This window comes from Sutcliffiella halmapala (assembly GCF_050107295.1).
GTDB classification, from domain to species: domain Bacteria; phylum Bacillota; class Bacilli; order Bacillales; family Bacillaceae_I; genus Sutcliffiella_A; species Sutcliffiella_A halmapala_A.
Genome location: NZ_JBNIKR010000003.1, coordinates 125,774 through 152,266, shown reverse-complemented (window position 1 = coordinate 152,266; position 26,493 = coordinate 125,774). Strand labels below are relative to the sequence as shown.

At 45.0% G+C, this 26,493-nt stretch carries 19 protein-coding genes; 14 read left to right on the top strand and 5 right to left on the bottom strand.

The window, feature by feature from the left end; all coding sequences use genetic code 11:
- Positions 1-51 precede the first annotated feature (51 nt).
- From ACQCT5_RS06630 to ACQCT5_RS06580, 11 genes are all read left to right on the top strand, one after another.
- Entirely contained in the window at positions 52-1,056 is a 1,005-nt protein-coding gene (locus ACQCT5_RS06630; RefSeq protein ID WP_499640231.1) for a LacI family DNA-binding transcriptional regulator, read from the top strand.
- Positions 1,057-1,169: 113 nt separating this feature from the next.
- The gene (locus ACQCT5_RS06625) at positions 1,170-3,263 is read left to right on the top strand and encodes an amylo-alpha-1,6-glucosidase (protein ID WP_499640229.1); all 2,094 of its coding nucleotides are present in this window, start codon (positions 1,170-1,172) and stop codon (positions 3,261-3,263) included.
- A gap of 64 nt (positions 3,264-3,327) precedes the next feature.
- The gene (locus tag ACQCT5_RS06620; protein ID WP_499640227.1) at positions 3,328-4,578 is read left to right on the top strand and encodes an ABC transporter substrate-binding protein; all 1,251 of its coding nucleotides are present in this window, start codon (positions 3,328-3,330) and stop codon (positions 4,576-4,578) included.
- A 325-nt stretch (positions 4,579-4,903) separates the two neighbouring features.
- Complete coding sequence (locus ACQCT5_RS06615; protein WP_417898781.1) at positions 4,904-5,809, top strand: carbohydrate ABC transporter permease; 906 nt, start codon at positions 4,904-4,906, stop codon at positions 5,807-5,809.
- Between the two features lie 12 nt (positions 5,810-5,821).
- Positions 5,822-6,649 (top strand): carbohydrate ABC transporter permease, encoded by an 828-nt coding sequence (locus tag ACQCT5_RS06610; protein WP_499640225.1) that lies wholly within the window; start codon positions 5,822-5,824, stop codon positions 6,647-6,649.
- A 227-nt stretch (positions 6,650-6,876) separates the two neighbouring features.
- A complete protein-coding gene (locus ACQCT5_RS06605) occupies positions 6,877-7,335 on the top strand; it encodes a hypothetical protein (protein ID WP_499640223.1) in 459 nt (152 codons plus the stop codon).
- A gap of 278 nt (positions 7,336-7,613) precedes the next feature.
- Positions 7,614-8,408: a sporulation protein gene (locus tag ACQCT5_RS06600; protein ID WP_499640221.1), complete on the top strand. Its 795-nt coding sequence runs from the start codon at positions 7,614-7,616 to the stop codon at positions 8,406-8,408.
- Between the two features lie 187 nt (positions 8,409-8,595).
- Positions 8,596-9,612: a UDP-glucose 4-epimerase GalE gene (gene galE, locus ACQCT5_RS06595; protein ID WP_499640219.1), complete on the top strand. Its 1,017-nt coding sequence runs from the start codon at positions 8,596-8,598 to the stop codon at positions 9,610-9,612.
- A 9-nt stretch (positions 9,613-9,621) separates the two neighbouring features.
- Positions 9,622-10,647: a glycosyltransferase family 2 protein gene (locus ACQCT5_RS06590; RefSeq protein WP_499640217.1), complete on the top strand. Its 1,026-nt coding sequence runs from the start codon at positions 9,622-9,624 to the stop codon at positions 10,645-10,647.
- Positions 10,637-11,044, top strand: a complete 408-nt coding sequence (locus ACQCT5_RS06585) for a GtrA family protein (RefSeq protein ID WP_499640215.1) — start codon at positions 10,637-10,639, stop codon at positions 11,042-11,044. Before ACQCT5_RS06590 ends, ACQCT5_RS06585 begins: the two co-directional genes overlap by 11 nt.
- A 33-nt stretch (positions 11,045-11,077) precedes the next feature.
- A complete protein-coding gene (locus tag ACQCT5_RS06580; RefSeq protein ID WP_499640213.1) occupies positions 11,078-12,691 on the top strand; it encodes an ArnT family glycosyltransferase in 1,614 nt (537 codons plus the stop codon).
- A gap of 168 nt (positions 12,692-12,859) precedes the next feature.
- On the opposite strand, the gene ACQCT5_RS06575 is transcribed toward ACQCT5_RS06580, so the two are convergent.
- Together ACQCT5_RS06575 and ACQCT5_RS06570 are read right to left on the bottom strand one after the other, a co-directional pair.
- Positions 12,860-13,471 (bottom strand): DedA family protein, encoded by a 612-nt coding sequence (locus tag ACQCT5_RS06575; protein WP_499640211.1) that lies wholly within the window; start codon positions 13,469-13,471, stop codon positions 12,860-12,862.
- A gap of 422 nt (positions 13,472-13,893) precedes the next feature.
- Complete coding sequence (locus ACQCT5_RS06570; RefSeq protein ID WP_499640209.1) at positions 13,894-14,418, bottom strand: competence protein ComK; 525 nt, start codon at positions 14,416-14,418, stop codon at positions 13,894-13,896.
- Positions 14,419-14,976: 558 nt separating this feature from the next.
- On the opposite strand from ACQCT5_RS06570, the gene ACQCT5_RS06565 reads away from it, so the two are divergent.
- Positions 14,977-16,080 (top strand): plasmid pRiA4b ORF-3 family protein, encoded by a 1,104-nt coding sequence (locus ACQCT5_RS06565; protein ID WP_499640207.1) that lies wholly within the window; start codon positions 14,977-14,979, stop codon positions 16,078-16,080.
- A gap of 628 nt (positions 16,081-16,708) precedes the next feature.
- Here ACQCT5_RS06565 and ACQCT5_RS06560 read toward each other — a convergent pair.
- The 3 genes from ACQCT5_RS06560 to ACQCT5_RS06550 all read right to left on the bottom strand — a co-directional run bounded on the left by ACQCT5_RS06560 (position 16,709) and on the right by ACQCT5_RS06550 (position 18,833).
- On the bottom strand, positions 16,709-16,909 hold the full coding sequence (locus tag ACQCT5_RS06560) for a hypothetical protein (RefSeq protein WP_499640205.1): 201 nt from the start codon (positions 16,907-16,909) through the stop codon (positions 16,709-16,711).
- Positions 16,910-16,933: 24 nt separating this feature from the next.
- Positions 16,934-18,163: a Tle-like phospholipase domain-containing protein gene (locus ACQCT5_RS06555; RefSeq protein ID WP_499640203.1), complete on the bottom strand. Its 1,230-nt coding sequence runs from the start codon at positions 18,161-18,163 to the stop codon at positions 16,934-16,936.
- A 142-nt stretch (positions 18,164-18,305) separates the two neighbouring features.
- Positions 18,306-18,833 carry a hypothetical protein gene (locus tag ACQCT5_RS06550; protein WP_499640202.1) on the bottom strand — a complete coding sequence of 176 codons (528 nt, stop codon included), beginning with the start codon at positions 18,831-18,833 and terminating at the stop codon, positions 18,306-18,308.
- A 645-nt stretch (positions 18,834-19,478) separates the two neighbouring features.
- On the opposite strand from ACQCT5_RS06550, the gene ACQCT5_RS06545 reads away from it, so the two are divergent.
- Together ACQCT5_RS06545 and ACQCT5_RS06540 are read left to right on the top strand one after the other, a co-directional pair.
- Complete coding sequence (locus ACQCT5_RS06545) at positions 19,479-20,156, top strand: HAD family hydrolase (protein WP_499640200.1); 678 nt, start codon at positions 19,479-19,481, stop codon at positions 20,154-20,156.
- A 456-nt stretch (positions 20,157-20,612) separates the two neighbouring features.
- Complete coding sequence (locus ACQCT5_RS06540) at positions 20,613-26,318, top strand: pullulanase (RefSeq protein ID WP_499640198.1); 5,706 nt, start codon at positions 20,613-20,615, stop codon at positions 26,316-26,318.
- Positions 26,319-26,493 lie beyond the last annotated feature (175 nt).

Sequence of the window (26,493 nt, the reverse complement as noted above, 5' to 3'; positions counted from 1 at the left end):
CCGTGTTATCCTTCTTGTAAGAAATTATCCGAAACGTTTTGGAGGGAATTCATGACAACGATTAAAGACATTGCCAAGGTTGCAGGAGTTTCTGTGACAACCGTTTCACGGGCGTTGAATGGCTATTCGGATGTGAGCAATAAGACAAGGCAGCGAATCATGGATGTTGCAAAGGAATTGAATTATAGCCCCAATACGGTCGCAAGAAGTCTAGTGATGAAAAAGTCCAAAACGATCGGCCTGCTCGTTTCGAACCTGAACCGGGAAGGGGTGAAGGACAATTTCACCTTTGAAATTCTATGCGGCATCAATCAGGCGAGCGCCGATTCGGAGTATGATCTTGTTTTGTTCAGTACCACCTCCACGAAGCAGACCGAAAAGACGTATACACAGCTCTGCAGGGAACGCCGGGTCGATGGGGTGATCATTCAGGGTATCAGGACAGACGATCCATACCTTGAGGAGGTTGTCCAAAGTGATATTCCTTGTGTCCTCATTGACATTCCGATGGAATCCAACACAGTCGGCTACGTCACCACAGACAATGTTGCAGGAGCAAGGAATGCGGTCAAGCACTTGATAGACAAGGGCCATCGGAACATCGGCATGATCAATGGCCATTCCCAGGCGGATGTCAGTATCAGGCGCCTGCAGGGTTATAAGCAAGCTCTTCAGGAACATGGACTGGAAATCCGGAAGGACTGGGTCAGAACAGGGGACTATATCGAGTCCAAGGCCGAAGAGGTCACCTTGGAACTATTAAAGGAACACACTGAAATTACCGCGCTATTTTGCGCAAGCGACCTGATGGCATTGGGTGCCATCAAGGCCAGCAAACGATTGGGAAAAAGGGTACCGGAGGATTTGGCCGTCATCGGCTATGATGATATCCTGCTCGCATCTTACGCAAGCCCGACGCTTTCAACAATGAGACAAGATAAATTCAGATTGGGATGGGAAGCGGCACTGCTTCTTATCGGAATGCTGGAGGGTCAGACCAATCAGCATGCCAAAATAATAGAGACAGAATTGATCATAAGAGAATCAAGCAAATAGAACCACTATTGAATGTGGTTTTTATCATCAAGAAAATCCGAAACGTTTTGGAAGCTTTTTACCTATTTTCCAAAACGTTTCGGAAACCTGACAACAAAGTGGGAGGCTACAACATGGACTATCGAGTAATTAAAGAAAACGACTTATTCCTGCTCACAGATACAAGCGGAAACATTCCGGAAAATCATCCATACGGGTTGGGCCTATATACGAAAGACACGCGTTTCCTGAGCAAACTGGACCTGAAGATAAACGGGGAAGAACCTATTCTGCTCCACTCCGATGCGGCTGAAAATTACAAGGCGACGATCATGCTCACAAACCCGCACATGGAAAAGGATGGCGAGCTTATTCTGTGGCGCGAATCCGTGGAAATCAAACGCAGCCGGTTTATCCATGATGACGTGCTCTACGAAATGATTACAGTTAAAAACTACTTCCCGAAGGAAATCGGATTTGATATCAGCGTCCACCTCGATGTAGACTTTGCCGATATGTTCATCGTGCGTGGCTTCCAGAACGGGGATATCGGGGAAAGAAAGGGACAGACGATCGCCGGCCAATCACTGACCTTCCATTATGAAGGGGCAGACGACCTTGCACGCCGCACCTATGTGACATGGGATAAGGAAGCGCAGAGCATTCATGAGCACGGAGAAATCGTTTTTCCGTTCCAGCTTGGCCATGAGGAGGAGCAAAGGGTCACCTTTATGATCCAACCTCAGCATGGGGATGAACAGCATGCAATCCTGCCAGCCGGAGAAGCGCTGGCTAAACTGGAAAACTCCTATAAGGAATGGGACACCACCATCACCCAAATCAGTACAGACCACAAGCCGCTGCAACGATTGGTCGACAGAGGCCTCGGCGATCTGCGCGTCCTTTTGACAGATGTCGGCCATGGGTCATTCCCTGTCGCAGGCCTACCGTGGTTCGGTGTTCCTTTTGGCCGGGACAGCCTGATTGCTGCCTTGCAGATGCTGGCTTTCCAGCCGGACGTCGCAAAAGGGACGCTCTACACGATGGCAAGCAACCAAGGTAAGAAAGTCGATCCGTGGCGCGATGAACAGCCCGGCAAAATTATGCATGAGATGCGCTTTGGTGAGCTTTCGACAACCGGGCAGATTCCGTTCACGCCATACTACGGAACAATCGATGCTACTCCGCTGTTTCTCGTGCTCTTGACGGAATATGTGAAATGGACCGGTGATACGGAAATCGTGAAGGACTTGGAGCCGAATATCGAAGCAGCCCTCACGTGGATTGACCAGTACGGGGACCGAGATGGCGATCTGTTCGTCGAGTATCACCAGGAAGCAAGCAAGGGCATTGCCAACCAGGGCTGGAAGGACTCCGGCGACTCGATTGTTCACCGAAATGGTGAATATGCGACAACACCGATCGCACTTTCCGAGGTGCAGGGCTATGTGTACCAGGCTAAAAGAGGCATAGCTTCCATTTATGAAAAGCTTGGAAAACAAGAGGAAGCGGCGAGACTTCTGGAAGACATTCAGCGCCTCAAGGAAAAATTCGACGAGGAATTCTGGATGGACGATGTCAATTTCTATGCGATCGCACTGGACCGCGACAAAAACCAAGTCGGCACGATTACATCCAATCCGGGTCATCTCCTGTTCTCAGAGATGCTCGATCAGGATAAAGCCGAAGCGGTCATGGAAACACTATTATCATCCGCCATGTTCTCCGGTTACGGCATCCGCACGATGGGCAAGGGAGAAGCAGGCTATAATCCGATGAGTTATCATGACGGCAGTATCTGGCCGCATGATAACAGCATGATTCTGCTTGGCATGAGCAAGTTGCAGCACCAGAATAAAGCGAACACAGTCATCCAAGGGCTGATGGATGCGGCGGCAAACTTTGAATACGACCGCTTGCCTGAGCTGTTCTGCGGCTATGAAAAATCGCTTGGCAAAACGGTGAAATATCCGGTTGCCTGCTCACCACAGGCCTGGGCTGCAGGCACACCGCTCGTATTTGTCCAAACGATACTAGGCTTGTTCCCGGACGCACTGAGTGGCACGATCCAGCTTGCACCGGTACTGCCGGACGGCATGAACACCCTTGAGGTAAGCGGGATGAAAATCGCATCAGGCATACTTTCCCTGCAAGTTACGAAAAATGCGCAAGGGCATGCTGAGGTCGAAATTACGGAAAACACAACCGGACTGGAAGTTATCCAATAACGGCTTTAAAGAGAAGAAATTTCTCTTGAAGATATAAACATAACAAAGGAAGAGGGGTTAGAAAATGAAAGCGAAAAAATGGTTGGCAACATTTGGGGTAATGTCGATGCTGTTTGGGGGAGTTTTGGCCGGCTGCGGTGGAAGTGGCAGCTCATCTGATGGGGAAGGATCCGGCGATCAGGTGGAAATCACACTTGCCGGCTGGGGAGGCAACCCATCCGAGACAAAATTGCTGAGGGAAGCACTGGATTCCTTTGAAGAAAAACACCCGAACATCAAAGTGAAGCATGAAGTCATCTCGGACCAATATATGGACGTCATCAAAACGCGCCTAATCGGAAATGAAGCACCGGATGTCTTCTATTTGGATGCCTTTGAAGCACCGGCATTGATCGAAACAGGCGTGCTCGAGCCGCTCGATGACTATGTGACAGATGAATTTGATGTTGATGATTTTGAAAAGCCATTGCTGGAAGCTTTTCAAAAGGACGGAAAAACATACGGCTTCCCGAAAGATTATTCGACCTTAGGGTTATTTTACAATAAAAAGATGTTTGAAGAGGCTGGAGTAGAGGTTCCTACAACTTGGGAGGAAATGCGTGAAGCCTCCAAGGCGCTGACAAAAGACGGTGTAGTCGGCCTCGGTGTAGCACCTGAATTGGCTCGCATGTATTACATTGCAGAATCATTGGGCGGAGAAGTAGTGAAGGATGATAAAGCTAATTTTGCAGATAAAAAGGTCGTGGATGCGCTTCAGCCGATCATCGACCAACGGAATGTTGATAAAACAGCTGCTCAACCATCTGATGTAGGCGCAAACTGGGGCGGTGAAATGTTCGGTCAGGAAAAAGCGGCAATGGTCATCGAAGGGAACTGGGCCATTCCATTCCTGGAGGACACCTTCCCTAACGTAGAATACGGAACAGCCGAAATCCCGACTATCAACGGAGAAAAAGGGACAATGGCCTACACAGTATCCTATGTCATGAATGCAGCATCAGAGAAGAAGGAAGCATCATGGGAGCTGATCGAGTACTTGACAGGTCCTGAAGGCATGGAAATCTGGACATCCAAAGGCTATGCCCTTCCAACACGTAAGTCCGTTGCGGAAAAACTGGGCTTTGATCAGGACGAATACCGTGCGCCACTTGTTGCCGGAGCATCCTATGCAACAGTTTGGGCAAATGGCGTGAACCTGCCGACGATCATGAACAACTTCAACAACCAATTTGTTTCTGTCTTCTTGGGTCAGAAGCAGCTGGAAAAGGCATTAAAAGAAGCGGAAGAACAGGCAAACAAGGAAATCGGAGAATAAAAGAAAGTAGGAGTTTCCTGGCTCATCAAGGTGGGCCAAGATGCTCCATAATTAAATAAGGGTTTTGTAAAATATTTGTTTATCTAGCTGTTGATTTAAGCAATAGGCGAAGACTCCTGCAGGAGGTAGCGTTTAGTGGAGACTCCACAGGCGAAGCCGAGGAGGCTCCACAAACGCCCCGCGGAAAGCGTAGCCTAGTGCGGAAATCAACAGCGGTGTTTAAAGAGCCTAAAAACAGATGCATTCTTTGTGCAGAAGAAAGTTCTTCTGCACAAAGAGTTCATCTATCTGTTTGGAACTCGGGAGGCGAAAAGGAGTGAATAACATGAAGAAAAAACGAACCTATTCCAAAAGAACAATAAGGGAAGCTACCCAAGGCTATACCTTTATGGCACCCGCTATCTTCGTATTGGCATTATTCATTATTGGTCCTATTTTATATGCTTTCTTCCTATCTTTTCATAAAGTGCAGCTCTTGGGGACTGCAACCTTTGATTTCGTGAAATTCGCCAATTTCACCAATATCGCGGATGATCAACGGGCATTGAGGGCGTTATGGAACACTTTTAAATATGTCATCATCGTTGTTCCGATTCAAACCTTGCTGGCACTCATACTTGCTGCCACGCTGAATGCTGGGCTTAAAGGTCAGAGCTTTTTCCGGATTGTCTATTTCCTTCCGACCTTGACCTCGTCAGCCGTCCTGACACTGATTTTCATGTGGATGTACAACCAGAACGGACTTATCAATAAAATTCTTTCCTTTATCGGACTGCCAACCTATAACTGGATGGGGGATCCGAGTGTTGCCTTGATCGCCATCATGATCATGAACATCTGGGCAACCGCTCCGTTCTTTATGGTTATCTATTTGGCAGCCTTGCAGGATATACCGGACTCATTATACGAGGCGGCTGAGTTGGATGGAGCCAATGCCTTTAAAAAATTCCTATATATCACAGTTCCGAACCTGCGACCTGTTACATCCTTTGTCGTTATCATGGGACTGATTGGTACGTTCCAGCTGTTTGACCAATCTTTCATTTTCTCAGGTGGATCGGGTGGACCGGACAATTCCACTCTGACCGTCGTACTATTAATCTATCAATATGCCTTCAAAAGCTTGGGAACCATGGGTTATGCAGCAGCAATTGCCGTCATGCTCTCCTTGGTCATTCTGATCGCGACCTTGCTGCAGCGCAAATTTTCGAAGGAAGAATCACTTTACTAAGGAGGAGAACCAATGAAAAAGAAAAGAAATGCGGGAAAAACCCTTCTATATGGCATACTCGGACTTTACGCCGTCATTACACTCATCCCTTTTTTATGGGCAGTATCCTCCTCCTTCAAAACCCTGGAGGAAATCGTGAGTGGCACGATCAATTTTATCCCAAGAAATTTCACGCTCGACAACTATAAAGAAATCTTCCTGCAACAGGAACTGTTTCCTAGATGGCTGTTGAACAGTCTAATCATTGCCGTGGTCGGGACAGCGTTAAACCTGCTTTTCAACTCCATGGCAGGCTATGCACTGGCAAGACTCAGCTTTCCAGGAAGAAAGAGCTTATTCATCATCATCCTGGCCGTGCTGATGATTCCTGCACAGGTAACGATGATTCCAAACTACCTGATTCTAAGGGAGCTCGACTGGCTGAACTCCTATCAGGGGATGATCGTACCGGCGATGATCAACGCCACCTTCATCTTCATGATGCGCCAGTTCTTCATCAACTTCCCGAAAGAACTCGAAGAAGCAGCGGAAATGGACGGCCTCAGCCGCTTCGGCACCTTCTTCAAAATCGTGCTGCCACTGGCAAAACCGGCCCTGGCAGCGCAGGCCATTTTTGTATTTATGGGCTTCTGGAATGACTTCATGAGACCGCTGATCATCCTTTCCGACCCGGCCATGTTCACCCTGCCGCTCGGACTCAACACCTTCAAAGGACAATTCATCAGCTACTGGAACTACATCATGGCCGCCTCCATGGTATTTACGCTGCCGGTGCTGATCATCTATGCATTTTTTAATAGATATTTTATTAAGGGTATTTCGTTTACGGGCGGGAAGTAGGGACTGTGGGGACAGGTCTTTGTCCCTTAGTGACACTCGCTTGCAAACAATATGATGTTAGTGACAAGAGCAAAAAACCCCCAGGAAAAGCAGACTGAGCTTTTTCCTGGGGGTTTTTGAGTTAGGGACATTTTAGGGCAGGTTCACTGACATGAAGAAGGAAATCATCAAATAGGAGTGAATCATTTAAAGATAATTACAGACTTTTCCTTTAAGGGATGATGTTTATGATACAAGCGGTTTCAATTGAGGTTGATATAGATAAGTTAGAGAAATCAAACCATATAATAGGAAACATAAGTTTCTTAGTTGATTACCACCGTTTCTTCCCAGATGAAGGATGGTCTGATTTTGTAATAATCGTATTATCTTGGTGGATAAAGTCAATTAAAGGACTAATTGGATCTGCTCATGGAATGATTTACGAGTTTAACTTTATGGATGGGACCCCTGTTGTTAAAGGAAAAAAGAAAGGAACTGATATTGTCGAGTTGATTTTCTACATAGATGGTATGAAAGAGTTTAATGCTATATGTAGTATCAGTGAACTTAAAGAAGGATTGCTTATTGCTTCGAAAAAGATAATTAGGGCAATCGAAAGACAGAATTGGAGTGGTGAAGAAATAGAAGAACTTAAAGACTTAGTTTTATCATTAGAACGCTATCCATCTCTGAGACATGAATAATATTAATTGATGCGGTTCAACAATTGGGGGGCAAGAGCTGAGAATTAATGTAGTGATTTTCAGTTTTCCTTCATTTAAGAGATGCAGATTAGTTAATCAAAAAACTGTTAAAATAGTGTTATAAAAGTGATAGGAAATGCCTATATGGTCCAGTTTCTGGGAATAATGATCTTTAGCAAAAGGACCGCTTGAGCAGATATAACTTAAAGGATAAAGTTTTAGTGGAACCTTTTAATGATATAACCGTATAAACACTAAAACCATCTTAGGGGGATATCATGTCATTATTTACAAAACTCGTTGCAAGTGTAGGAATAGGATCAGCAAAGGTCGACACAAAGTTGAAGAAGAATTATTTTATGCAGGGCGAAGTGCTGGAGGGAGTCGTTGAAATCATCGGAGGAAGTACCAGTCAGAAAATTGATGCCATCCACTTGAAACTGATGACCTTATATGGCCGTGAAGGCAGCAACATTCTGACAAACACGGTGATACACGCCCATAAGCTGAATGACCCATTTACCATTCATGCCGGAGAGAGAAAGGAAATTCCTTTTACCTTCCGCATTCCTCTGGAAACTCCCATCACGATGCAGGATCCGCAAACCGGTAAAAATGTCCCGCCTGTATGGATCGCTACAGAAGCGGATGTAAAGAATGCGATTGATCCAAAAGACAAAGACTATATCACCATCGAGCCTACCGAGGTCCACGAAAAGATCCTCGACGCGCTGCGTGTGCTGGGCTTGAAATTCCATCAGATGGAAAGCCAAAAGCTCCCATTCAATCTGAAATCGGAAAAACTATTCGGGCAGCAGTACGAATTCGTCCCAACATTCGGCAAATACTTTAAGAGACTCGAAGAAATCGAGGTTTATATTTTCCAAGGTGATGAAGAGACGACTGTGCTCTTTGATGTCGATAAACGTCGGAAGACCCCATTGTCCTCGATTGCTGATACATTTAATTTGGACCAAAACAGGGGAAGCGTCACTTTTAAAAATGAACAGATCTTACATGATAGAAGGTCTGTTAGTGATAAGTTTGAGGAAATTATTGATAGGGTTCTGTAAAACAATGAGGTATTAAAAATTTGGGGACAGTTCTGGCATTTCTAGAACTGTCCCCGAATTTTTAGTTAAAGTTATTTCCTAATACAAGACTATCACACTACTAATAAAATGATATTAACAATATTTTTTTGTTATAATTAAAAAAATATCTATTAATTCGAAAGTTAATGAAAATAGGGTGATATAATTGGCAACTTTGATTACAGGCGGAGCGGGATACATCGGCTCCCATACGGTGAAGTATTTCTTGGAACAGAAAGAAGAAATTATTGTTGTTGATAGCCTTCAAAGCGGAAATAGAGATTCCATTTCGATTGAGAATTTTTATCGGATTGATATTAGAGATAAAGAAGCCATGGGGAAAGTCTTTAGGGAGCACAATATTGATGCAGTCATTCACTTCGCTGGGAGCTCCATAGTAGGGGAAAGCATGGAAAATCCTTATGAATATTACCATAACAATGTGTATGGGTTTATGTGCTTGCTTGATGTCATGAAAGAAAATAATGTAGACAAAATCGTATTTTCTTCCACTGCCGCTACATATGGGGAACCAAAAAACATCCCGATCCTCGAAACGGATCATACCGACCCAACCAACCCCTATGGCGACAGCAAGCTTGCCATGGAGAAAATGATGAAGTGGTTCGATCAGGCCTATGGTATCAAGTATGCATCGCTGAGATATTTCAATGCAGCAGGGGCGCATGAAAGTGGGAAAATTGGAGAAGCGCATGATCAGGAAACACATTTAATCCCGTTAATCCTCGAGGTACCGTTGAAAAAGAGGGAAAAGATATATATCTTTGGAGATGATTACCCAACAGAGGATGGAACCTGCATAAGAGACTATATTCATGTCATGGATATAGCTTCTGCCCATTATTTGGCCTTGGAGCATTTAAGGAAAGGGAAATCAAGTGATAGTTTCAACCTTGGAAATGGAAATGGATATTCCGTTAATGAGGTGATTGATGTAGCGAGGAAAGTGACGGGACACCCGATACCAACTGAAATGATGGAAAAAAGACCGGGAGATCCAGCAGTATTAATTGCATCGTCTCAAAAGGCAAGAAATGTTCTTGGATGGCAGCCGCAGCATGACTCCTTGGAGAAGATCATTACAGATGCATGGAGATGGCATAGGAATCATCCGGATGGTTTTACCACAAGGAGAAATCCAACTATGAAGGTACAGATTTAGGAGGTTAACATGTATAAATTTGGAGATACGACACCTACCTTGACGATCGTCATTCCTTGCTACAACGAAGAGGCAGTTTTACACGAAACGACCAAAAGAATGAGTCTTATGATTGAAGAACTTATGAACGAAATGCTGATTTCTCCTGATAGCAAAATTCTGTACGTGGATGATGGAAGCAAGGATCGGACATGGGATATTATCGAGGAACAGAGCGAAGGGAACTGGTTCGTCAAAGGCCTGAAGCTAGCAGGCAATGTAGGTCATCAAAATGCCTTATTAGCCGGTCTCCAAGTGGCAGGGGAGCATTCCGATTGTGTGATTTCCATCGATGCTGACCTGCAGGATGACATCACGGTGATGAGAGATTTTATCCTCAAATTCCATGAAGGCTATGATATTGTGTACGGAGTTCGGGATGACCGGACAACGGATAGCTTTTTCAAGAAAAATACGGCGCAGTTCTATTACAAGTTAATGGGTGCCATGGGAGTCAATCTTGTCTATAATCACGCAGATTATCGCTTGCTTAGCCACCGTGTCCTCACGCAATTAAGCCAGTTCCAGGAATCCAATCTTTTTTTACGTGGAATTATCCCTTTAATCGGGTTCAAGCAAACAAAGGTCTATTATAAGCGTCATGAGCGGTTTGCTGGCGAATCCAAGTACCCATTAAGAAAAATGCTGTCTTTTGCAATGGAAGGTATCACCTCGTTTAGTGTGACACCTATCCGTTTGTTGACCGTGATTGGCATATTCTTTTTGCTGTTAAGCATGGGGACCAGTGTCTACTCCCTGATCCAGAAGGTTCAGGGGGAAACGGTTTCGGGATGGACCTCCTTGATGCTTTCTATCTGGTTTATCGGAGGTATTCAATTAATGGGTCTTGGTTTGATAGGGGAGTATATTAGTAAAATATATATGGAAGTGAAAAAACGACCTAAATATCATATAGATATTAATCACTATTCATCTACTAATAGGGAAGCGGATAGACGTAATTCCTCACCAGTAGGTGGGCAACGTGATAGGTAGAGTCAATAATAGTTTCATCAGGTTTTTACTGGTAGGTGTCATTAATACCATTGTCGGTTTAGCCGCCATGTATCTTTTGTTGAATGTGTTTGATTTAGGCTATTGGATATCAACATTTACCGGTAACTCTATCGGGGCGATTGTCAGCTATCTATTAAACAAGTCCTTTACCTTTAAAAGTAATGCGAGGCATTTTCATAGTTTTCTCAAATTCATTCTGGTGATAGTATCCTGCTATATTATCTCTTATAGAGTCAGCTTGTTTCTTACAAAAATAGTTCTTACAAATGTGGGATACAATCATACCTCTCTGGAGCATAATATCGCTATTTTAGTAGGGACAGGCTTATATACCATCCTGAATTATTTGGGGCAAAAATACATCGTGTTTCGATAAAGGCATGTTTTAGTTCTAAGTGGAGGAATACAAGTGAATGCAAAAAAAGGAGTAGGAGAAGGATTCCTACACGGAAAACGAAATTATCTTATCTTATTTTCTATTATAGCGGTTGCGTTCCTCTTAAGAATAATAGGGACCGGCTTCGCAGCCCCACTTATCACGGAATCGGATGAAGGGGCCATTATCAAACCCGTCGTGCATATGGCCACGAACATGACACTGAATCCTGAAATGTATAACCGACCCGATCATATCATGATCTATCTTAACTTTATCATCTTAAATATTCTAAGCTTTGTGAAATTCGGGAGTTCTATCGCATCGACCTTTCAGGAAAACACGTTCTTCTTTTATCAGTCTGCCAGGATGGTCACTGCAGTTATCGGGACTGTGAGCATCTATATCGTCTATCTGATTGGGAATGAATTCAAAAGGAAATTCGGGCTGGTGGCAGCCGCTTTGTTCGCGGTATTTCCGTCCTACGTCCACCACTCCCATTATGTCTCACCGGATGTGCCGATTACACTTTTTACGCTGATCATCATTTTATCGTGTATTCGATTCCTAAAAACGGAAAATCCTAAGTATCTGTTACTTGGAACTTTTTTTTGTGCTGTCAATACAGCGGAAAAATATCCAGGCCTTACTTCTACGGCCCTGATTGGGATTGTACTGACGATTGTCGCACTCCCGCATATTCGAGAGAACTTCCGGAAAGGTGTCTTTCAGCTTCTTAAAAAATATGCACTTTATGCAGGAGTCTTTATTGTTTCATTATTTATCGTCGCTCCATTTGTTTTTCTTGAAAGCGGAAAAGTGATAGAAGCACTGATAAGGGAAAGCAGAACCAACCATCTTGGTGCCGATGGACTAGGCTGGCCTGGCAACATGCTCTTTTATTTTAAAATGTACTTTAACATGTCAGGCCTTATACTCCTCCTTATTTCGCTGGCAGGATTATGGATGATTTTGAAACGGAAGGACATAATCGCTGTTCCTTTGTTCTTCGGAGCTATCTATTTTATCCTGATCAGCTATCTGCCACTGCATTGGGAAAGATGGGCTCTCCCGATGTACGTTACACCACTGATGCTCGGTGCCTATGGAATAAAGAATCTGTATGATAGTGCAAAGCAGCGTTCATGGACGAAAGGAGCCTATTTGCTGGTCATCACTTTAATCATTTTGCCAATGATATCGGACTCCGCCCTCGAAACCTACCGTAAAACATGGACGGATACGAGAGTGGCTGCATATGAGTACAGCAATGCGAATGGGATAGAAAGAGCCAATACCCTATTTGAAGGGTACACCCCATTTAAGCCGGACTACCCAACACGCATCTTTGATCACTATCCGACTGACAAAGAATATATCATGCTCTCATCCAGCATGTATAATCGATTCTACAAAGAACCAGAGAGATATCCAGAATATATACAATTCTACGAAACAATCAAAAAAGAAAACAACCTGTTAAAGACCTTCCAACCTTTGACGCTTAAAATCCCAGTCGGAAACGCAGCCTATGAAACAGGCTATAAAACAGAACTTACCAGGCTGATCGAAAGCGGAAAGTTCATTAAAGAGATGCTGGATGAAGAGGTTCATTACGATGGACCGCGGGTTGATATATATCATTGAAAGGGGGGGCCTGACCCCCGCCATATTAAAGCGATAAAGGAAATTTAACGAGAATGAGAAAAGCACTGCGATTTGCAGTGCTTTTTATAATTGTTAATCAATATTCAATTCAAAGTGGTTTTGAACTTTTTATACTTCAAATGAGAATGTATGAATGGATTTTTGAAATTAGGGCCTTCTTCTTCTCTTTTTAACAAAACGATATATGAAAAAGATGATGAGCACCGTTAAAGCGATATAGATTATTGTAGAATAAAGTTCCATATAAATGACGATTGTATCCCATGAAGACCCGACCGAAGCTCCCAAATTGATGAGAACCACGTTCCAGATCAATGTTCCCATCGTGGTAAAGAGCAGGAATAAGCCGAAATTCATATTCGACATCCCGGCAGGAATCGATATCAGACTGCGAATCAATGGCACAAAGCGACATAAGAAAACGGTCCATGGCCCATATTTATCAAACCAGGCATCGGCCTTATGAACATCTTTTCTTGTTACGCGAAGAACATGCCCCCATCTATCTACAATTTTTTCCAGCCTCTCCACATCAAGCTGCAGCCCGATCACATACAGAATGATAGCTCCAGCCACGGAGCCTACCGTCGATGCCACCACAACACCGAAAATACTCAGGTTGGACGTTGTCGTTGCAAACCCACTGAACGTCAAGATCACCTCAGACGGTATTGGAGGAAAGACATTCTCCAATGCAATTAAGAACACAATCCCCATATACCCAAATTCATTGATAATTTCAGTCAGCCAATTTTCCATACTAAACCCCTTGTATTTTATTGAGATTATTATTCACCTTAAAAAACGCCAATTTTCATGACGCATTTATTTATTATAATTAATTGGCATCCTTTTTAGCAAATGGGAGAGTTAAGGGGAATAACAAAATTATTTAGGCTAAAATAATTTAAGATAGGTGGAATAATAAATGAAGAACCTAAATGCTTGCTAAAATAGAGAGCATTTTGGGATTTGTGTTAGAGGCATGGAAAGTCATACAGCAATTGTTGAGCTTTACCCAAATTTTTGCGGAGCTTTGAAAGAAAGAGCCAAATAATGCTTTCCGCATGGCTCTTTTCTTTCAATAGGTTCATAATAGCCGGACTAAGCGACTTTTCCTTTTGACTCTTTGACAAGCCCGTGACCCGCGTGCCGAAGTCCACTAAACATGCTCCAGTGGCTTACTCCTCCAACCGACGCTTCGTCATCTTTCTCCTAGGCTTCGGATTCAACCAAAACGCATAACGTTGGTTCGAACAGAAGCGGGTCTGCACGATGGAGGCTTTTTTCATTTGTTCGCGAATGGTTGCTGCTGATACGTCGAGCTCTATCTCTGTGTAGTTCTGGAAGGTAATTTTGCACTTGGCAGGTGTGATAGGAGTAACTTGAAGGACATGATGTAGGAAAATCCAGCAGCAGGTATGCTGATCTGGTGAATGTGTCGGGATCGCGATGATTCCCTCCACTTGGTTAACAAGTAACGGTGTCTTTTGTATGTAGTTCGTCGCCATAATTGTAGCTGTTCGCCTCCCTTCGGCTGTACAGCCTTCGTTCAAGCATGCATGATTCAATAAATCCTTGGAAGATTCGCTCGTAATGAAATCCCCTTCCAGATCGAGAATTTTCGTCTGATGCTGGGGGTGCGCATAAACCATCAACGCCATTGTCGTTTCACTTACCTCGTAATCTTCCACAATTAATACCATCAAAACACTCCTTTTAAAAAATCAATTTTATTTAGGTATTTCTACCTATAATTACATTATAATCCATAATTAGACATAAAAGTGTAGTTTTTTACAAAAAATTTAGAATTTTTGTAAAAATAAGGTTTGAAAGTTGTATAAATGGGTATGAGAGACAGGTTCCTTGGTTTCAAATGTTTAAGATAAATAGTGGTCCTCTATTAAAATGTACCATTCTACTAGAACATTCTTGTCCTACTAACATACTAGGGTTATATAAAAAGCTAGAGACCCCTTTGCATCTCCTGACCTGCACTCCCATAGCTGTCATCACTGCAATGCCCTGCCCCTCCGTAGCGTGATACGAACCCGGGACTATGGGATAGGTACTTTAGCTATTAAGCCGTATGGATAAGTAAACTATGCTTATTTATGCGGCATTTTTTCTGTTCTACATAAATTGTGGGGAGGGGTATATTGTCCAATGTTCCCCTTGGAATGATTTACGTTTAAGTAATATGTTAAAATAATTACATACAAAAACGACAAAATTTAAAGTGGTCAGTAAGGAGAATAACTATGCTCATTCAATGTACCAAAAAACTTCTGGATGAACTGAAAGTGACACCTGAAGCACCAATAGAGGTGGATCCATTGTTTGCCTGGCACGCGAATTTTCTGAAGCTTGGACGGAAAAAAGCGTTGGTGCTGGTGAATGATAAGAACCGATATATGATTGTACTTTATGGCTTGAAAGCAAAGGAATGGAAGAATATTGATGTTCACATCAAAGAGGCCATTCGTGAAGTATTCCAAGCGGAGTGCATCAAGGAGGATTTGATAGAGCAGTTCATTTCTTCATCGGATAGGGTGGTCTTTTCCAAAACAAAGGACCGAACTGCTGTCGCAAGGTTGAACAATTCGAGTGAGTTTGTTTATCACTTTGGGGAATTGATTGATCCTGATTCCATCGTGCAAAAGGATTTGAGCCTTAAAATCAGTACGCTGCTGGTTGGAGACGGCAAGAAGAGCTATTATCATCCAAACGAAGCATTGTATAAGGAACTGGAGGACCTATCCGGTCAATCTGTGTTCCACACGGAGGCAGTAAAGCTGAAGGTGACGCTGGAGCTGAGGAATCATAAAGTATGGCGCAGGATTATAGTGCCAACCAATATTACTTTTACTAAATTGCATGAGGTATTGCAGGCTGCCTTTGGATGGCAGGGTCATCACCTGCACGATTTTCTCATATTTCCACCAAGCTCGGTGAAGAATGTTGTGGCTATCCATCAAAATAAACCCATTGTTCATCTGGTGTGCACCAAAGAAGCATTCCAGTATCAGGGGGGGATACCGATGAAAATGGAGACCGGGGTCAAGCTTTCAGACTATCTCCCATCGCAAATCCTGTACAACTATGACTTTGGAGATGATTGGACGCATAAAATAGAGGTGGAAAAGGTGATCGAGAACCATGACCTTAACAGACCTGTATGCCTGGCTGGCCAAGGAAGCACACCGCCTGAAGATGTAGGGGGAGAACCGGGTTACGAGCTCTTCCTGCAAATCATTCAAGACAAGAAGCATCCTGACCATACATACATGAAAGAATGGGGAGAAGACCAGGGGTATGAAGCATTTAACCTGGATGAGGTGAATTGGAGGTTGAATGATGTGTGACCGGTGGTGACTTAGTGCGATGTCTCCAAAATGACCGATGTTCAGTTTAATTAGGACGTCGGGCTTTTTTTTGAGACGAAATGGTAAAGTTCGTGTCTGTAAAGAAGGATTATATTGGAGTTATTATTGTGTATATATCATGGGAGTGACGATGGAGACTAGTAGATGGATAATTAGCGATTTAATGGGGGACACGAACCTGGCCATAAGAAATTTTACTAAGCACCAATTTTCACCTGAGAACGTCTGCTGACTGCTTTAAGAATAAACAATTTATCCTGAGGGGTAAGCATGCTCCAGCTTTTCACTTTAATCTTCATAAGAATCTCTCCTTAATATAATAAGTTTTTGGTGGATGTCTTGATGAAGAAGTATCTACTATAAAATTACCTCCATAAAACCTAATATAAACAACAAAAATTCCAACAATTTCTGTAATGATTTTTGTTGAATGCCGTTGAATGGTGGAAGAGAAAATAGCTGTATTTAGCAGTCTGAGACCAATAATGAGTAATTTCCGAGGAAATTGTCATTATTTGATGAGTTTTTTGATAAAAATTCTTTAAATGAAAGAGGGGGCCTGACCCCCACCGCTTTAAAGCGGTGGGGGTCAGGCCCCCTCAACATCTCATAGTATCCCGTTCAATCTATTGGCTGCCTTCTCGCATTTTCTTTTCAGTTCCATAAGAGGCGAACAGAATTGCTGGCCGCCGACTGTGCGGTATTGGATATCCATTTGGTAGCTGACAGAATCGATATCCTTGATTACTTTTCTCAAATCCTGGAGTATTGCTTCTATGTGCTGTCTATCCTTTTTGTCGAGTCCCAACGTCATCACCTTCCACTGGTTTTCTTATCGCCAGCCTCCCAGCTTTCCTGCTTGCTGAACGAGACTGCGTTCCTTATTTAAGAATTCTGTTTCTACTGTTTGGAGCCACTTGCTGCAGTTGGAGACGGTTCTGCTTTTCTCGATTTTCAAGTCGGCCAAAATGGTACTACCGCCGTTTATGAGGTTCTGAAAGGTGTCAAGTGGATTCAAATCAAGGAGAAGCTTGCCAAGTAACACATTTAAATCGCTGTCAATGTTGGAAAGCCTGGAATTGATGCTGTCCAGTTGTTGAATTAGCTTCCTTGTTTCGGAAAAATTCAATTTTATCGTGCTATAGTAAGTCTGGTAGAAATTATGGGTACCATGGGAATCTATCATATTCCAGATCTTTGAGTCATTGTTATGTATTTGAACTTTTCCTGGGTAGGTATACATTTTGTTGTTGTCTTTGAATCTCGTGAAGTTACCTTCGAAGTCTGCCAATCTATCACGGATATCTTTCCATTTTTCCTCAAATACCAGCCGGTTGATGACATCCCCCAGATCCTTGCGATGTTCGAACAAGAGACCCAACATGATTTTTGCAACATCATCACCATTCATAAGCTTTAATAGTTCTTCTTCTGTCAAACTTTCAAGGATAAGCTGCGCCTCTTTTTTCGTGATGGCCCCTTCGGAAAGCCTGCTCAGGATTCCGGCAAAGACATCCGGATGGCTTGTAACAAGCTGAGCGATGGATTCTTTGTCCAAGCTAAGGAGCATGACGAATTCTTCTTCGGAAAGCTCGCTCAATAGAGTTTCAATCTCTCCCGGTTCTATGAGGGAGAGAAGGGTGGCAATGAAGTCGTTTTCTGCCACGTGGGTGTAAACATTGCTTGACTTGAGGTTCTCTTCATTCACCCAATTATTATGAAGCGGCATCGGGTTATAGAGATGTGCATCCATATAGCCGAATTTGGCTGCGAGATATGCAGCAAGATTCCCTGCCTTGGAATGGCCGACTACAATGGGGCGGCCGCTGCCTTCCTCATTCATCTTTTTATAAAAGGCTTCTGCCTGCGCGTACTGCGAGGACTCCTTGCCAAGCAGCATATTATACAGATTATCGACCCAATCATCACTCTGATCCTCATTGAATTTCCCGTGCAGTGGTTCGCTGCCTCGAAAAACGGATATCGGGTTCCCCTCGGGACTGACGAAGCCCATGGCGACAAAGCCGGTGTAGTCGTCACCTTCCCTTAGGACCTGCTTCAATAATCTCTGAGAACACCTTGACGGTTGAGTTCGATCAAGAAGATCAGGTAAAAGAAATGCATTAAAATTAGTTAGGGTGCCTGCCCCCCACCGCTTTAAAGCGGTGGGGGGCAGGCACCATTCTTCATCTAGATTCTCCCTCTTACCCGCTAGTCATCACACCGGCAATATCGGTTCGGGTTTCCACACCCACTACAACATTCACAAGGATATTCGCCGCAGCTTCTGCAGCATTGGCATGGATAGTCGTCACAATTGCGGCAGCATCGGCAGGGGTAGTCATCGCATGTATTACAGCAACGACAAGGGTAAGTATCACAGGTAGAGCAGCACCGGCAGTCCGCCTCCCCACATTCGCGGCAGCACTCACAAGGATAACGTTCGCAGTTGTTACAGCACCGGCAATAGCGCTCCGATTGTCCGCATTCTGAACAGCATTCACAAGGATAGCTGTCACAACTCCGGCAGCATTGGCAAGGATGATCGTTGCATGTGTCGCAGCATTCACAAGGGTAACTTTTACACCTATAGCAACACTGGCACGGGTAGCGATCACAAGTGTCACAGCAACGGCACTGGGACTTCCAATAGTTGCATTCGGAGCATTCCGGTTCGTAGTCTTCCTTCTGGTCCTCCCATTGCCGTTCTGAATAGGAGCGGCCGAGCTCATCGTCCACTGCCTTGACCCGCCAGTGCTCGGCATTATGTCTGCGGAGGATACGAGCCTCTTCTTCCAGATCACGCCTTTTTCTATTTTCGCTTTCAGTTTTGGCTGCAGACTTTCGCTCTCTTTCCCTCTTTTCGAGCTCCTCCTTCTCTAGCCGCTGGAGGTAAAGGGCATCGGGATCTGTGTAATAGCCGTGAATGTCTCCATGGATATATTCTTCTTTATGTGCCTTGTCTTTGGAAGCAGCGACAGTTTGGTGTGCATATTGTTTTGCTGTGGATAGACGGCTTGTTTGTACCCGGTTTCTTTTTTGTTTGTGAAAACCGGAATAGTCGGACTGTTCTTTGGCACTACTTGACGTATGTTTCCCAGAGCCTTCTGAGTTTTTATTCGAACCGGCTCTGGACAATATAAACATCCCTACTAAAATAGTAATCAACATGCCCCAAATGTTCCCTATGTACGCAAAATAGCCGATTATGCCTATAAAAAGTAGCCAAATCATCAGATTCCTCCTTTCTTATCTTTTTTACAATATTCCACTTATTGTAAGAATAGTATGAGAAAAGACATATTACAACCTTTGCCGGTAATTCTATTAAACATTATGATAAATTAATAGAATAAACCAAACGGGGGAAGTTACCTATGATCTATAAACTTATATCATTCGATGTTGATGGGACCATCGCAACTGCCGGGCAGGGGGCAAAGCGCAAAGTGGCAGAAAGCCTGGTGGGATTAGAGCAGGAGGGCTATACAATTGTACTGAATTCCGGGAAAAATGCTGCATATCTGGCTGGTTTTGCGAGAGGGCTTGGCTTGGAACGTCCGATTGTCATCGGGGAGAACGGCTGCATCATTCTTGATGTCATGAAATCGGAGGAAATCCAGATGATCGGAGCAATGGAGGCTCTTACAGTTGTGGGGAGTCAGGTGGCTGAGCGTTTCGGAAGCCGTGTCTGGAAGCAACCGAATCAGACCGCACTCACCATTTTTCCGAAGAACCGCAGCGATGTGGACGAATTTGCAGCCTTTATGGAAGAGATTTCGCTACCCTACAAGGATGAAATAAATCTTTATAAACATATCGACGCGGTGGATATCCTGCCCAAAGGAGCCGATAAAGGGAAGGCGCTGCGAGAGCTTCAAGCAAGACTCGGTATTACTAAGGGCGAAACGATCGCAGTGGGGGACTCGCATAATGATATCCCGATGTTTGCTGAAGCAGGCAAAACGATCGTAGTCGGGAGGCAAATCCAGGCGGACGGAGCGGTGTATGTGGGAGATGTTTTAGAAGCGGTGGAGTTGATTCGTGGTATATAGCTATGGGCTTTGTTTTGTCGCTTATGTGGAAGTAATAACAAACACCTATGAAGAGTGTTTTGTGTTACCAAATCATTTGAAAAGCCCTTCATAAGCTTGATGAAGGGTGTTTTGTGTTACCAAATCGTTTGAAAAGCTCATCATAAGCTCGATGAAGAGTGTTTTCCGATTCCCAAACGGTCAAAAAGCCCTTCATGACTTTCATACAATAGCGCTACACTTTTAAAGTGGGTGTGACAAGGGACCTGTGAAATATCTTATTGATTATTCGGAAAACTCGTAGTATCTTAGTAGTTAGGGAGAATGGTAGCGTTTGCATAAGTTTGATAGTTTTACTAGTTTAGGAATCGCTTATTTGTGCAACATTGTGCAAACGATTTCACAATAAACATATTACGACAATTTGTGCAAACGCTTCCGCTGTAATTTTTATACAATCAAAGGGGGAATGGTTTCATGAGGAAGAAATTTCAAAGCGGTATGGCAATGCTATTGTCGGTTCTTCTTGTTGTTTCCATGTTTGCAGGCGTCGCGCCACTAAGTGCGATTGCAGATACTGGGGAACGCAAGGTCATCCTGAGCTATGAGCGGGCTGACGGGAACTACGATGGCTGGAATCTTTGGATTTGGGGAACAGGCATCAAGGATGATGCTCAGTATGATTTTACTGAATTTAAGGATGGCAAGGCATATGCCACGATCACGGTAAGTCCGGAAGCGGAGCAGGTTGGATTTATCGTCCGTAAAGGGGATTGGGAAGCGAAGGACGGCGAGAATGACCGTTACATTGCGCTGAACAAGAACGAGTCCATCACAAAGGTTCATGTAACTAGCGGCCAGGAGGAGATTCTCCAGGTGCCGGAAGTAAACGGGCCGGTTGTGGAGGATGCTAATGCGCATTTCTTTTTCCGTGACAAAGAGCTTTATGCGAACGGGGAAATGGGCAAGGTCGAAAAAGTCGAGCTTTCGATTTTAGGCGAAAAATACGAGATGCAAGCAGAAGCGGAGAATGAGCGTTTTACATATACGTACAACGACCTTCCGCGTGGAGAGCACGAATATACTTATTTTGTGACAGTGGATGGCAACACGACCGAAGTTACCGATCCATATAACACAGTAGATGGTAAATCCATAGTCAAGTATCAGGTTGCAGAACTGAATGTAAGTGGAACTGTGGAGCCTGCAGCGGTTGACTACAACGACAATGCTGTTGTAAAAGTGGACCTTGGCACAGGCGAAGATACCTCGGTGCGCGAGCTTTCTATTAATCTATCCGCAGTTGGTGGAAACGAGAAAGTCCTGATTGACCCTGCACTGAAAGAAGTGACAGTTGCGGTCAACCAGAACGTGCCGGCCGGTGTGAAAACCTTGCCGATCACGGCGATCGATGAGTTCGGGAATAGCCATGAGGGGGAAGCGACGCTTGAGGTGAAGGCGCGCACATTCACTGGCGAGGAAGCGGACTTTGATTGGGACGAGGCAGTGGTTTATTTCATGCTGACGGACCGTTTCTTTGATGGCGATTCCTCCAACAATGATCCGTACGGCATCGGCTATGACAAGTCGAAGTCAGGAACGTACCAGGGCGGGGATTTCAAAGGGATTACTGAAAAACTGGACTATTTGGACGAGCTTGGAATCAACACGATCTGGATCAATCCGGTTGTGGAGAATATTAAGCATGATGTGAGATATAATGACGATCCGAACACGCCTTACTATGCCTATCATGGATATTGGGCGAGCAATTTCGGCGAGTTGAACCCGCATTTCGGGACGATGGCCGATTTCCATGAGCTGATTGATGAAGCGCATGCACGCGGAATCAAAATCATGGTCGATGTGGTACTGAATCATACGGGATATGGCTTGAAGGCTGGCGATACAAGCAGCATTCCGAACTTCCCGACAGATGAAGACCGTGCCCGTTTTGATGGCATGCTTCGTGCAGGCGGAACGGATACGGTTCGTGGGGAACTTGCGGGATTACCGGACTTTTTAACAGAGGAATCAGCAGTTCGCGACCAGATCGTCCAGTGGCAAACCGACTGGATCGAGAAGTCCAGAACGCCGAATGGCAACACAATCGACTATTTCCGTGTGGACACGGTGAAGCATGTCGAGAACACAACATGGATGGCTTTTAAAAACGCTTTGACAAAAGAAATGCCGGAACACAAGCTGATCGGGGAAGCTTGGGGAGCGAGCATTGGTAATGACCAGGGCTACCTGAACACAGGAATGATGGACTCCCTGCTTGATTTCGAGTTTAAAAATTACGCTAATGATTTTGTTAACGGCCAGATCAATGCGGTCGAAACAAAGCTTCAGGCACGAAACGGCAAGCTTACTAACACTGCAACGATGGGCCAATTCCTTGGGAGCCATGATGAAGACCGCTTCCTGGAGGCAGTCGGCGGCGACCTTGGCAAGTACCAAGTGGCGGCATCCCTGCAGCTGACGGCTAAAGGGCAGCCTGTCATCTATTACGGAGAAGAGCTTGGCTTACCGGGCGAAAATAACTATCCTTACTATGACAACCGCCCAAACCTTCCATGGGATCAGGTGGAAGGTAACGAGGTATTGGATCATTACAAAAAGGTATTGGCATTCCGTAACGACAATACAAACGTATTTGCTAAAGGGAAACGCGAGAAAATCGCAGGCTCTGACAGTGACAAGTACCTAATTTTCTCCCGCAGTCATGGCGATGATTCCGTTTATGTCGGCTTGAACACGGCTGCTGAGGAAAAAGAAGTGACATTGAACTTCGGTTCTTCGGATGCAGTGGTTACCGACCACTATTCCGGTCAAACTTTTGAAGCAACTGAAGAAGGAAAAGTGACGTTCACGATCCCAGCGATGGAAGATGGCGGGACGGTTTTATTTACAGTGGAAAATGGCGATGTTCCTGTTGTGGACGAGCCTAGTCAGCCTGGTGAGATTGGTGAAGACACGCTTCGCATCCACTATCAGCGCACCGACAACAGCTATGAAAACCTTGGCTTATGGCTATGGGGAGACGTGGCGGCACCATCCGAGAACTGGCCTTCAGGCGGAACACCTTTTGAAGCAAGTCAGGTGACGGATTATGGTGCCTACGTTGATGTAAAATTAAAAAGCGATGCACAAAATATAGGATTCCTTGTTTTGAATACGACGAATGGGGACAAGGATGGCGGCGATAAAGCCTTGGAGCTATTCTCGCCAGACTTGAACGAGGTTTGGATCAAGCAAGGCTCTGATGAAGTATTTTTATACGAGCCGGTGGACCTTCCGGAAGATACGGTCCGAATCCACTATGAGCGCAACAACGCCGATTATGACGGCTGGGGCTTATGGAACTGGGAGGATGTCGCGGCACCATCTGACGGCTGGCCGAACGGTGCGGCTGATGCAGCGGGCAATGGCAAACATGGTGCGTACTATGACATCAAACTGATAGAAGATGCACAGAAGATAGGCTTCCTTTTTGTCAACAAGCTTTCAGGGCAGCAGTCTGGAGACATGACATTCGATATGCTGCAGCAGCATAACCAGCTTTTTGTAAAAGAAGGCGAAGATAAAGTCTACACGAACCCTTATGGTACGGTGGCTGTTGCCTTATTGTCAGGCGAGGTTCTGTCCGACAAGAAAATCACGCTTCTTTTTACCAAAACGGAAGGATTGGATCTTGAGGAACTGAAAGGGCAATTGGAGATCAAGGACGTGGATGGGAACCTTGTGACAATTGACGACGTGACATTGGACGGGGCACAGCGCGTGTCGGTCCATGGAACGTTCGATTTGGAAAAGATGCCTTACACGGTTAAGTATGGCGACCGCGAGATCACGATCAAATCCGGCTGGAAGCTGATTGATGAAATGTACGGCTATGACGGGAAGCTTGGCGCCGAACTGCATGAGGACGGCACGGCTACCTTGAAGGTCTGGTCTCCTAAAGCGGACGATGTTTCCGTGGTTCTTTATGACAAGGACGACCAGGATACGGTAGTGGACACGGTTGCGATGACCAAGGGTGACCGCGGTGTCTGGAGTGTGAAGCTGGATGAGGACAACACAGGTCTGAAGAGCTTGAAAGGCTACTACTACCATTATGAAATTACTCATGGTGACGAGACTAAGCTCGCTCTCGACCCGTATGCAAAATCAATGGCGGCGTGGAACAATGAAGCGGGAGATCCGGTTGGAAAAGCGGCAATCGTCGATGTTTCCTCCATCGGACCGAAGCTTGATTATGCTGACATCCCTGGATTTGAAAAGCGTGAAGACACGATCATTTATGAACTGCATGTTCGTGATTTTACATCCGATCCAAATATTGCAGACGACTTGAAAGCGCAATTCGGAACGTTTGCATCCTTCGTGGAAAAATTGGATTACATTCAGGAATTGGGCGTGACCCACATTCAATTGCTGCCGGTGATGAGCTACTATTTCAGCAATGAGCTGGCTTCGGCTGAGAGAATGCTGGACTATGCGTCCACGGATACGAACTATAACTGGGGATATGACCCGCACAGTTATTTCTCCCTATCCGGTATGTATTCGGAGAACCCGAATGATCCTGAATTGAGAATAAAAGAGTTCAAGAACCTGATTAACGAGATTCATAAACGCGACATGGGTGTAGTGCTTGATGTGGTATACAACCACACGGCACAGGTTTCGATTTTCGAGGACCTTGTACCAAACTACTACCACTTCATGGACGCAGACGGAACGCCAAGAACGAGCTTCGGTGGCGGACGTCTCGGTACGACACATAAAATGTCCCGCCGCGTATTGGTAGACTCGATCAAGTATTGGGTTGACGAGTACAAGGTGGACGGATTCCGCTTTGACATGATGGGCGACCACGATGCAGAGAGCATCCAGATCGCCTATGACGAAGCGAAAAAATTGAACCCGAACATCGTCATGATCGGCGAGGGCTGGGTCACTTTTGCAGGAGATGAAGGCGAGCCGGTGCAAGCGGCAGACCAGCAATGGATGCAGTACACGGAATCTGTGGCAAGCTTCTCCGATGAAATCCGCAACGAGCTGAAATCAGGGTTCGGTTCGGAAGGCCAAGCGCGTTTCATTACGGGCGGCGCACGTGATGTAGCGCAGATTTTTGACAATATCAAAGGGCAGCCTCGTAACTTTACGGCTGATGACCCAGGTGATGTGGTGCAGTATATTGCGGCGCATGACAACTTGACGCTGCACGATGTTATCGCACAATCGATCAAGAAGGATCCGGATGTTGAGGAAAATAGTTTGGAGATCCATAAGCGAATCCGTTTAGGGAATTCCATCATCCTGACTTCCCAAGGTACGGCATTCCTGCATGCCGGCCAGGAATACGGACGCACGAAGCAATGGAGAGCGGAATCGGAAACCGCACCTTACAAGTCCACCTACATGACGGACAAGGACGGTACCCCATTCCAGTATCCTTACTTTATTCATGATTCCTACGACTCATCGGACATCATCAACCGATTTGACTGGGAAAAAGCAACGGATGCTGAGCTTTATCCGGTCAACAATGTGACCCGGGAGTATACGGCAGGATTGATCGAATTACGTCGTTCTACGGATGCGTTCAGATTAGGTACTAAAGAATTGGTAGATGCCAATGTGACGATGATTGACGCTCCGGAAATCGGTGATCAGGATCTCGTGGTTGCGTATCGAAATGAAGCGACAAATGGAGATCTGTTTTACGTATTTGTGAATGCAGATACAGAAGCAAGAGCTCTGACGTTGGGTGAAGACCTGACGGAAGGTGATGTAGTCGTTGATGCTGATGAAGCAGGGGCTGAGGAAGTTTCTGACGTCACTGGTGTTCAGTTGACTGCTGAGAGCATTACGGTCGATCCATTGACGACTGTTGTGGTGAAGGTCAGCGCTGAGGGGTCAGACCCTGGCGATGGTACTGATCCAGGAGATGGTGACGGGAATACACCGCCGGGCAACGGTAACAACCCAGGAAACGGCAACGGCAATAACCCAGGTAAACCGGGTGAAGGCACAAAACCTGGCAACGGCAACGGGAACAAGCTTCCTGTTACAGCAACATCTGCTTTCAACTATATGCTATTAGGCGTGCTGCTTGTGATGATGGGCGGCGTGATGGTGGCTGGTAGACGAAAAGCAAGGCTGGAAGAATAGAATAATTTGTATGAGGTTAATAGAGTAGAGGCAGGGGAACCTGTCTCTATTTTTTTATTTATGGGACCTAGGTAAAGAGCGGCACACAATGCAACTTTACCCCTCCTATGTCCCATATAATCTACGAACTAAAACACTATCCGCAATGGGTAAACCTACCTATCCTCACCGTCCT

Excerpts from the sequence above, each read along its gene's own strand:
- ACQCT5_RS06625 (WP_499640229.1), top strand. The coding sequence starts at position 1,170 with ATGGACTATCGAGTAATTAAAGAAAACGACTTATTCCTGCTCACAGAT.
- ACQCT5_RS06615 (WP_417898781.1), top strand. The coding sequence starts at position 4,904 with ATGAAGAAAAAACGAACCTATTCCAAAAGAACAATAAGGGAAGCTACC.
- ACQCT5_RS06545 (WP_499640200.1), top strand. The coding sequence starts at position 19,479 with ATGATCTATAAACTTATATCATTCGATGTTGATGGGACCATCGCAACT.
- ACQCT5_RS06570 (WP_499640209.1), bottom strand. The coding sequence starts at position 14,418 with ATGGTATTAATTGTGGAAGATTACGAGGTAAGTGAAACGACAATGGCG.
- ACQCT5_RS06590 (WP_499640217.1), top strand. The coding sequence starts at position 9,622 with ATGTATAAATTTGGAGATACGACACCTACCTTGACGATCGTCATTCCT.
- ACQCT5_RS06630 (WP_499640231.1), top strand. The coding sequence starts at position 52 with ATGACAACGATTAAAGACATTGCCAAGGTTGCAGGAGTTTCTGTGACA.
- ACQCT5_RS06565 (WP_499640207.1), top strand. The coding sequence starts at position 14,977 with ATGCTCATTCAATGTACCAAAAAACTTCTGGATGAACTGAAAGTGACA.
- ACQCT5_RS06540 (WP_499640198.1), top strand. The coding sequence starts at position 20,613 with ATGAGGAAGAAATTTCAAAGCGGTATGGCAATGCTATTGTCGGTTCTT.
- ACQCT5_RS06620 (WP_499640227.1), top strand. The coding sequence starts at position 3,328 with ATGAAAGCGAAAAAATGGTTGGCAACATTTGGGGTAATGTCGATGCTG.
- ACQCT5_RS06610 (WP_499640225.1), top strand. The coding sequence starts at position 5,822 with ATGAAAAAGAAAAGAAATGCGGGAAAAACCCTTCTATATGGCATACTC.
- ACQCT5_RS06600 (WP_499640221.1), top strand. The coding sequence starts at position 7,614 with ATGTCATTATTTACAAAACTCGTTGCAAGTGTAGGAATAGGATCAGCA.
- ACQCT5_RS06575 (WP_499640211.1), bottom strand. The coding sequence starts at position 13,471 with ATGGAAAATTGGCTGACTGAAATTATCAATGAATTTGGGTATATGGGG.
- ACQCT5_RS06605 (WP_499640223.1), top strand. The coding sequence starts at position 6,877 with ATGATACAAGCGGTTTCAATTGAGGTTGATATAGATAAGTTAGAGAAA.
- ACQCT5_RS06550 (WP_499640202.1), bottom strand. The coding sequence starts at position 18,833 with ATGAGCTCGGCCGCTCCTATTCAGAACGGCAATGGGAGGACCAGAAGG.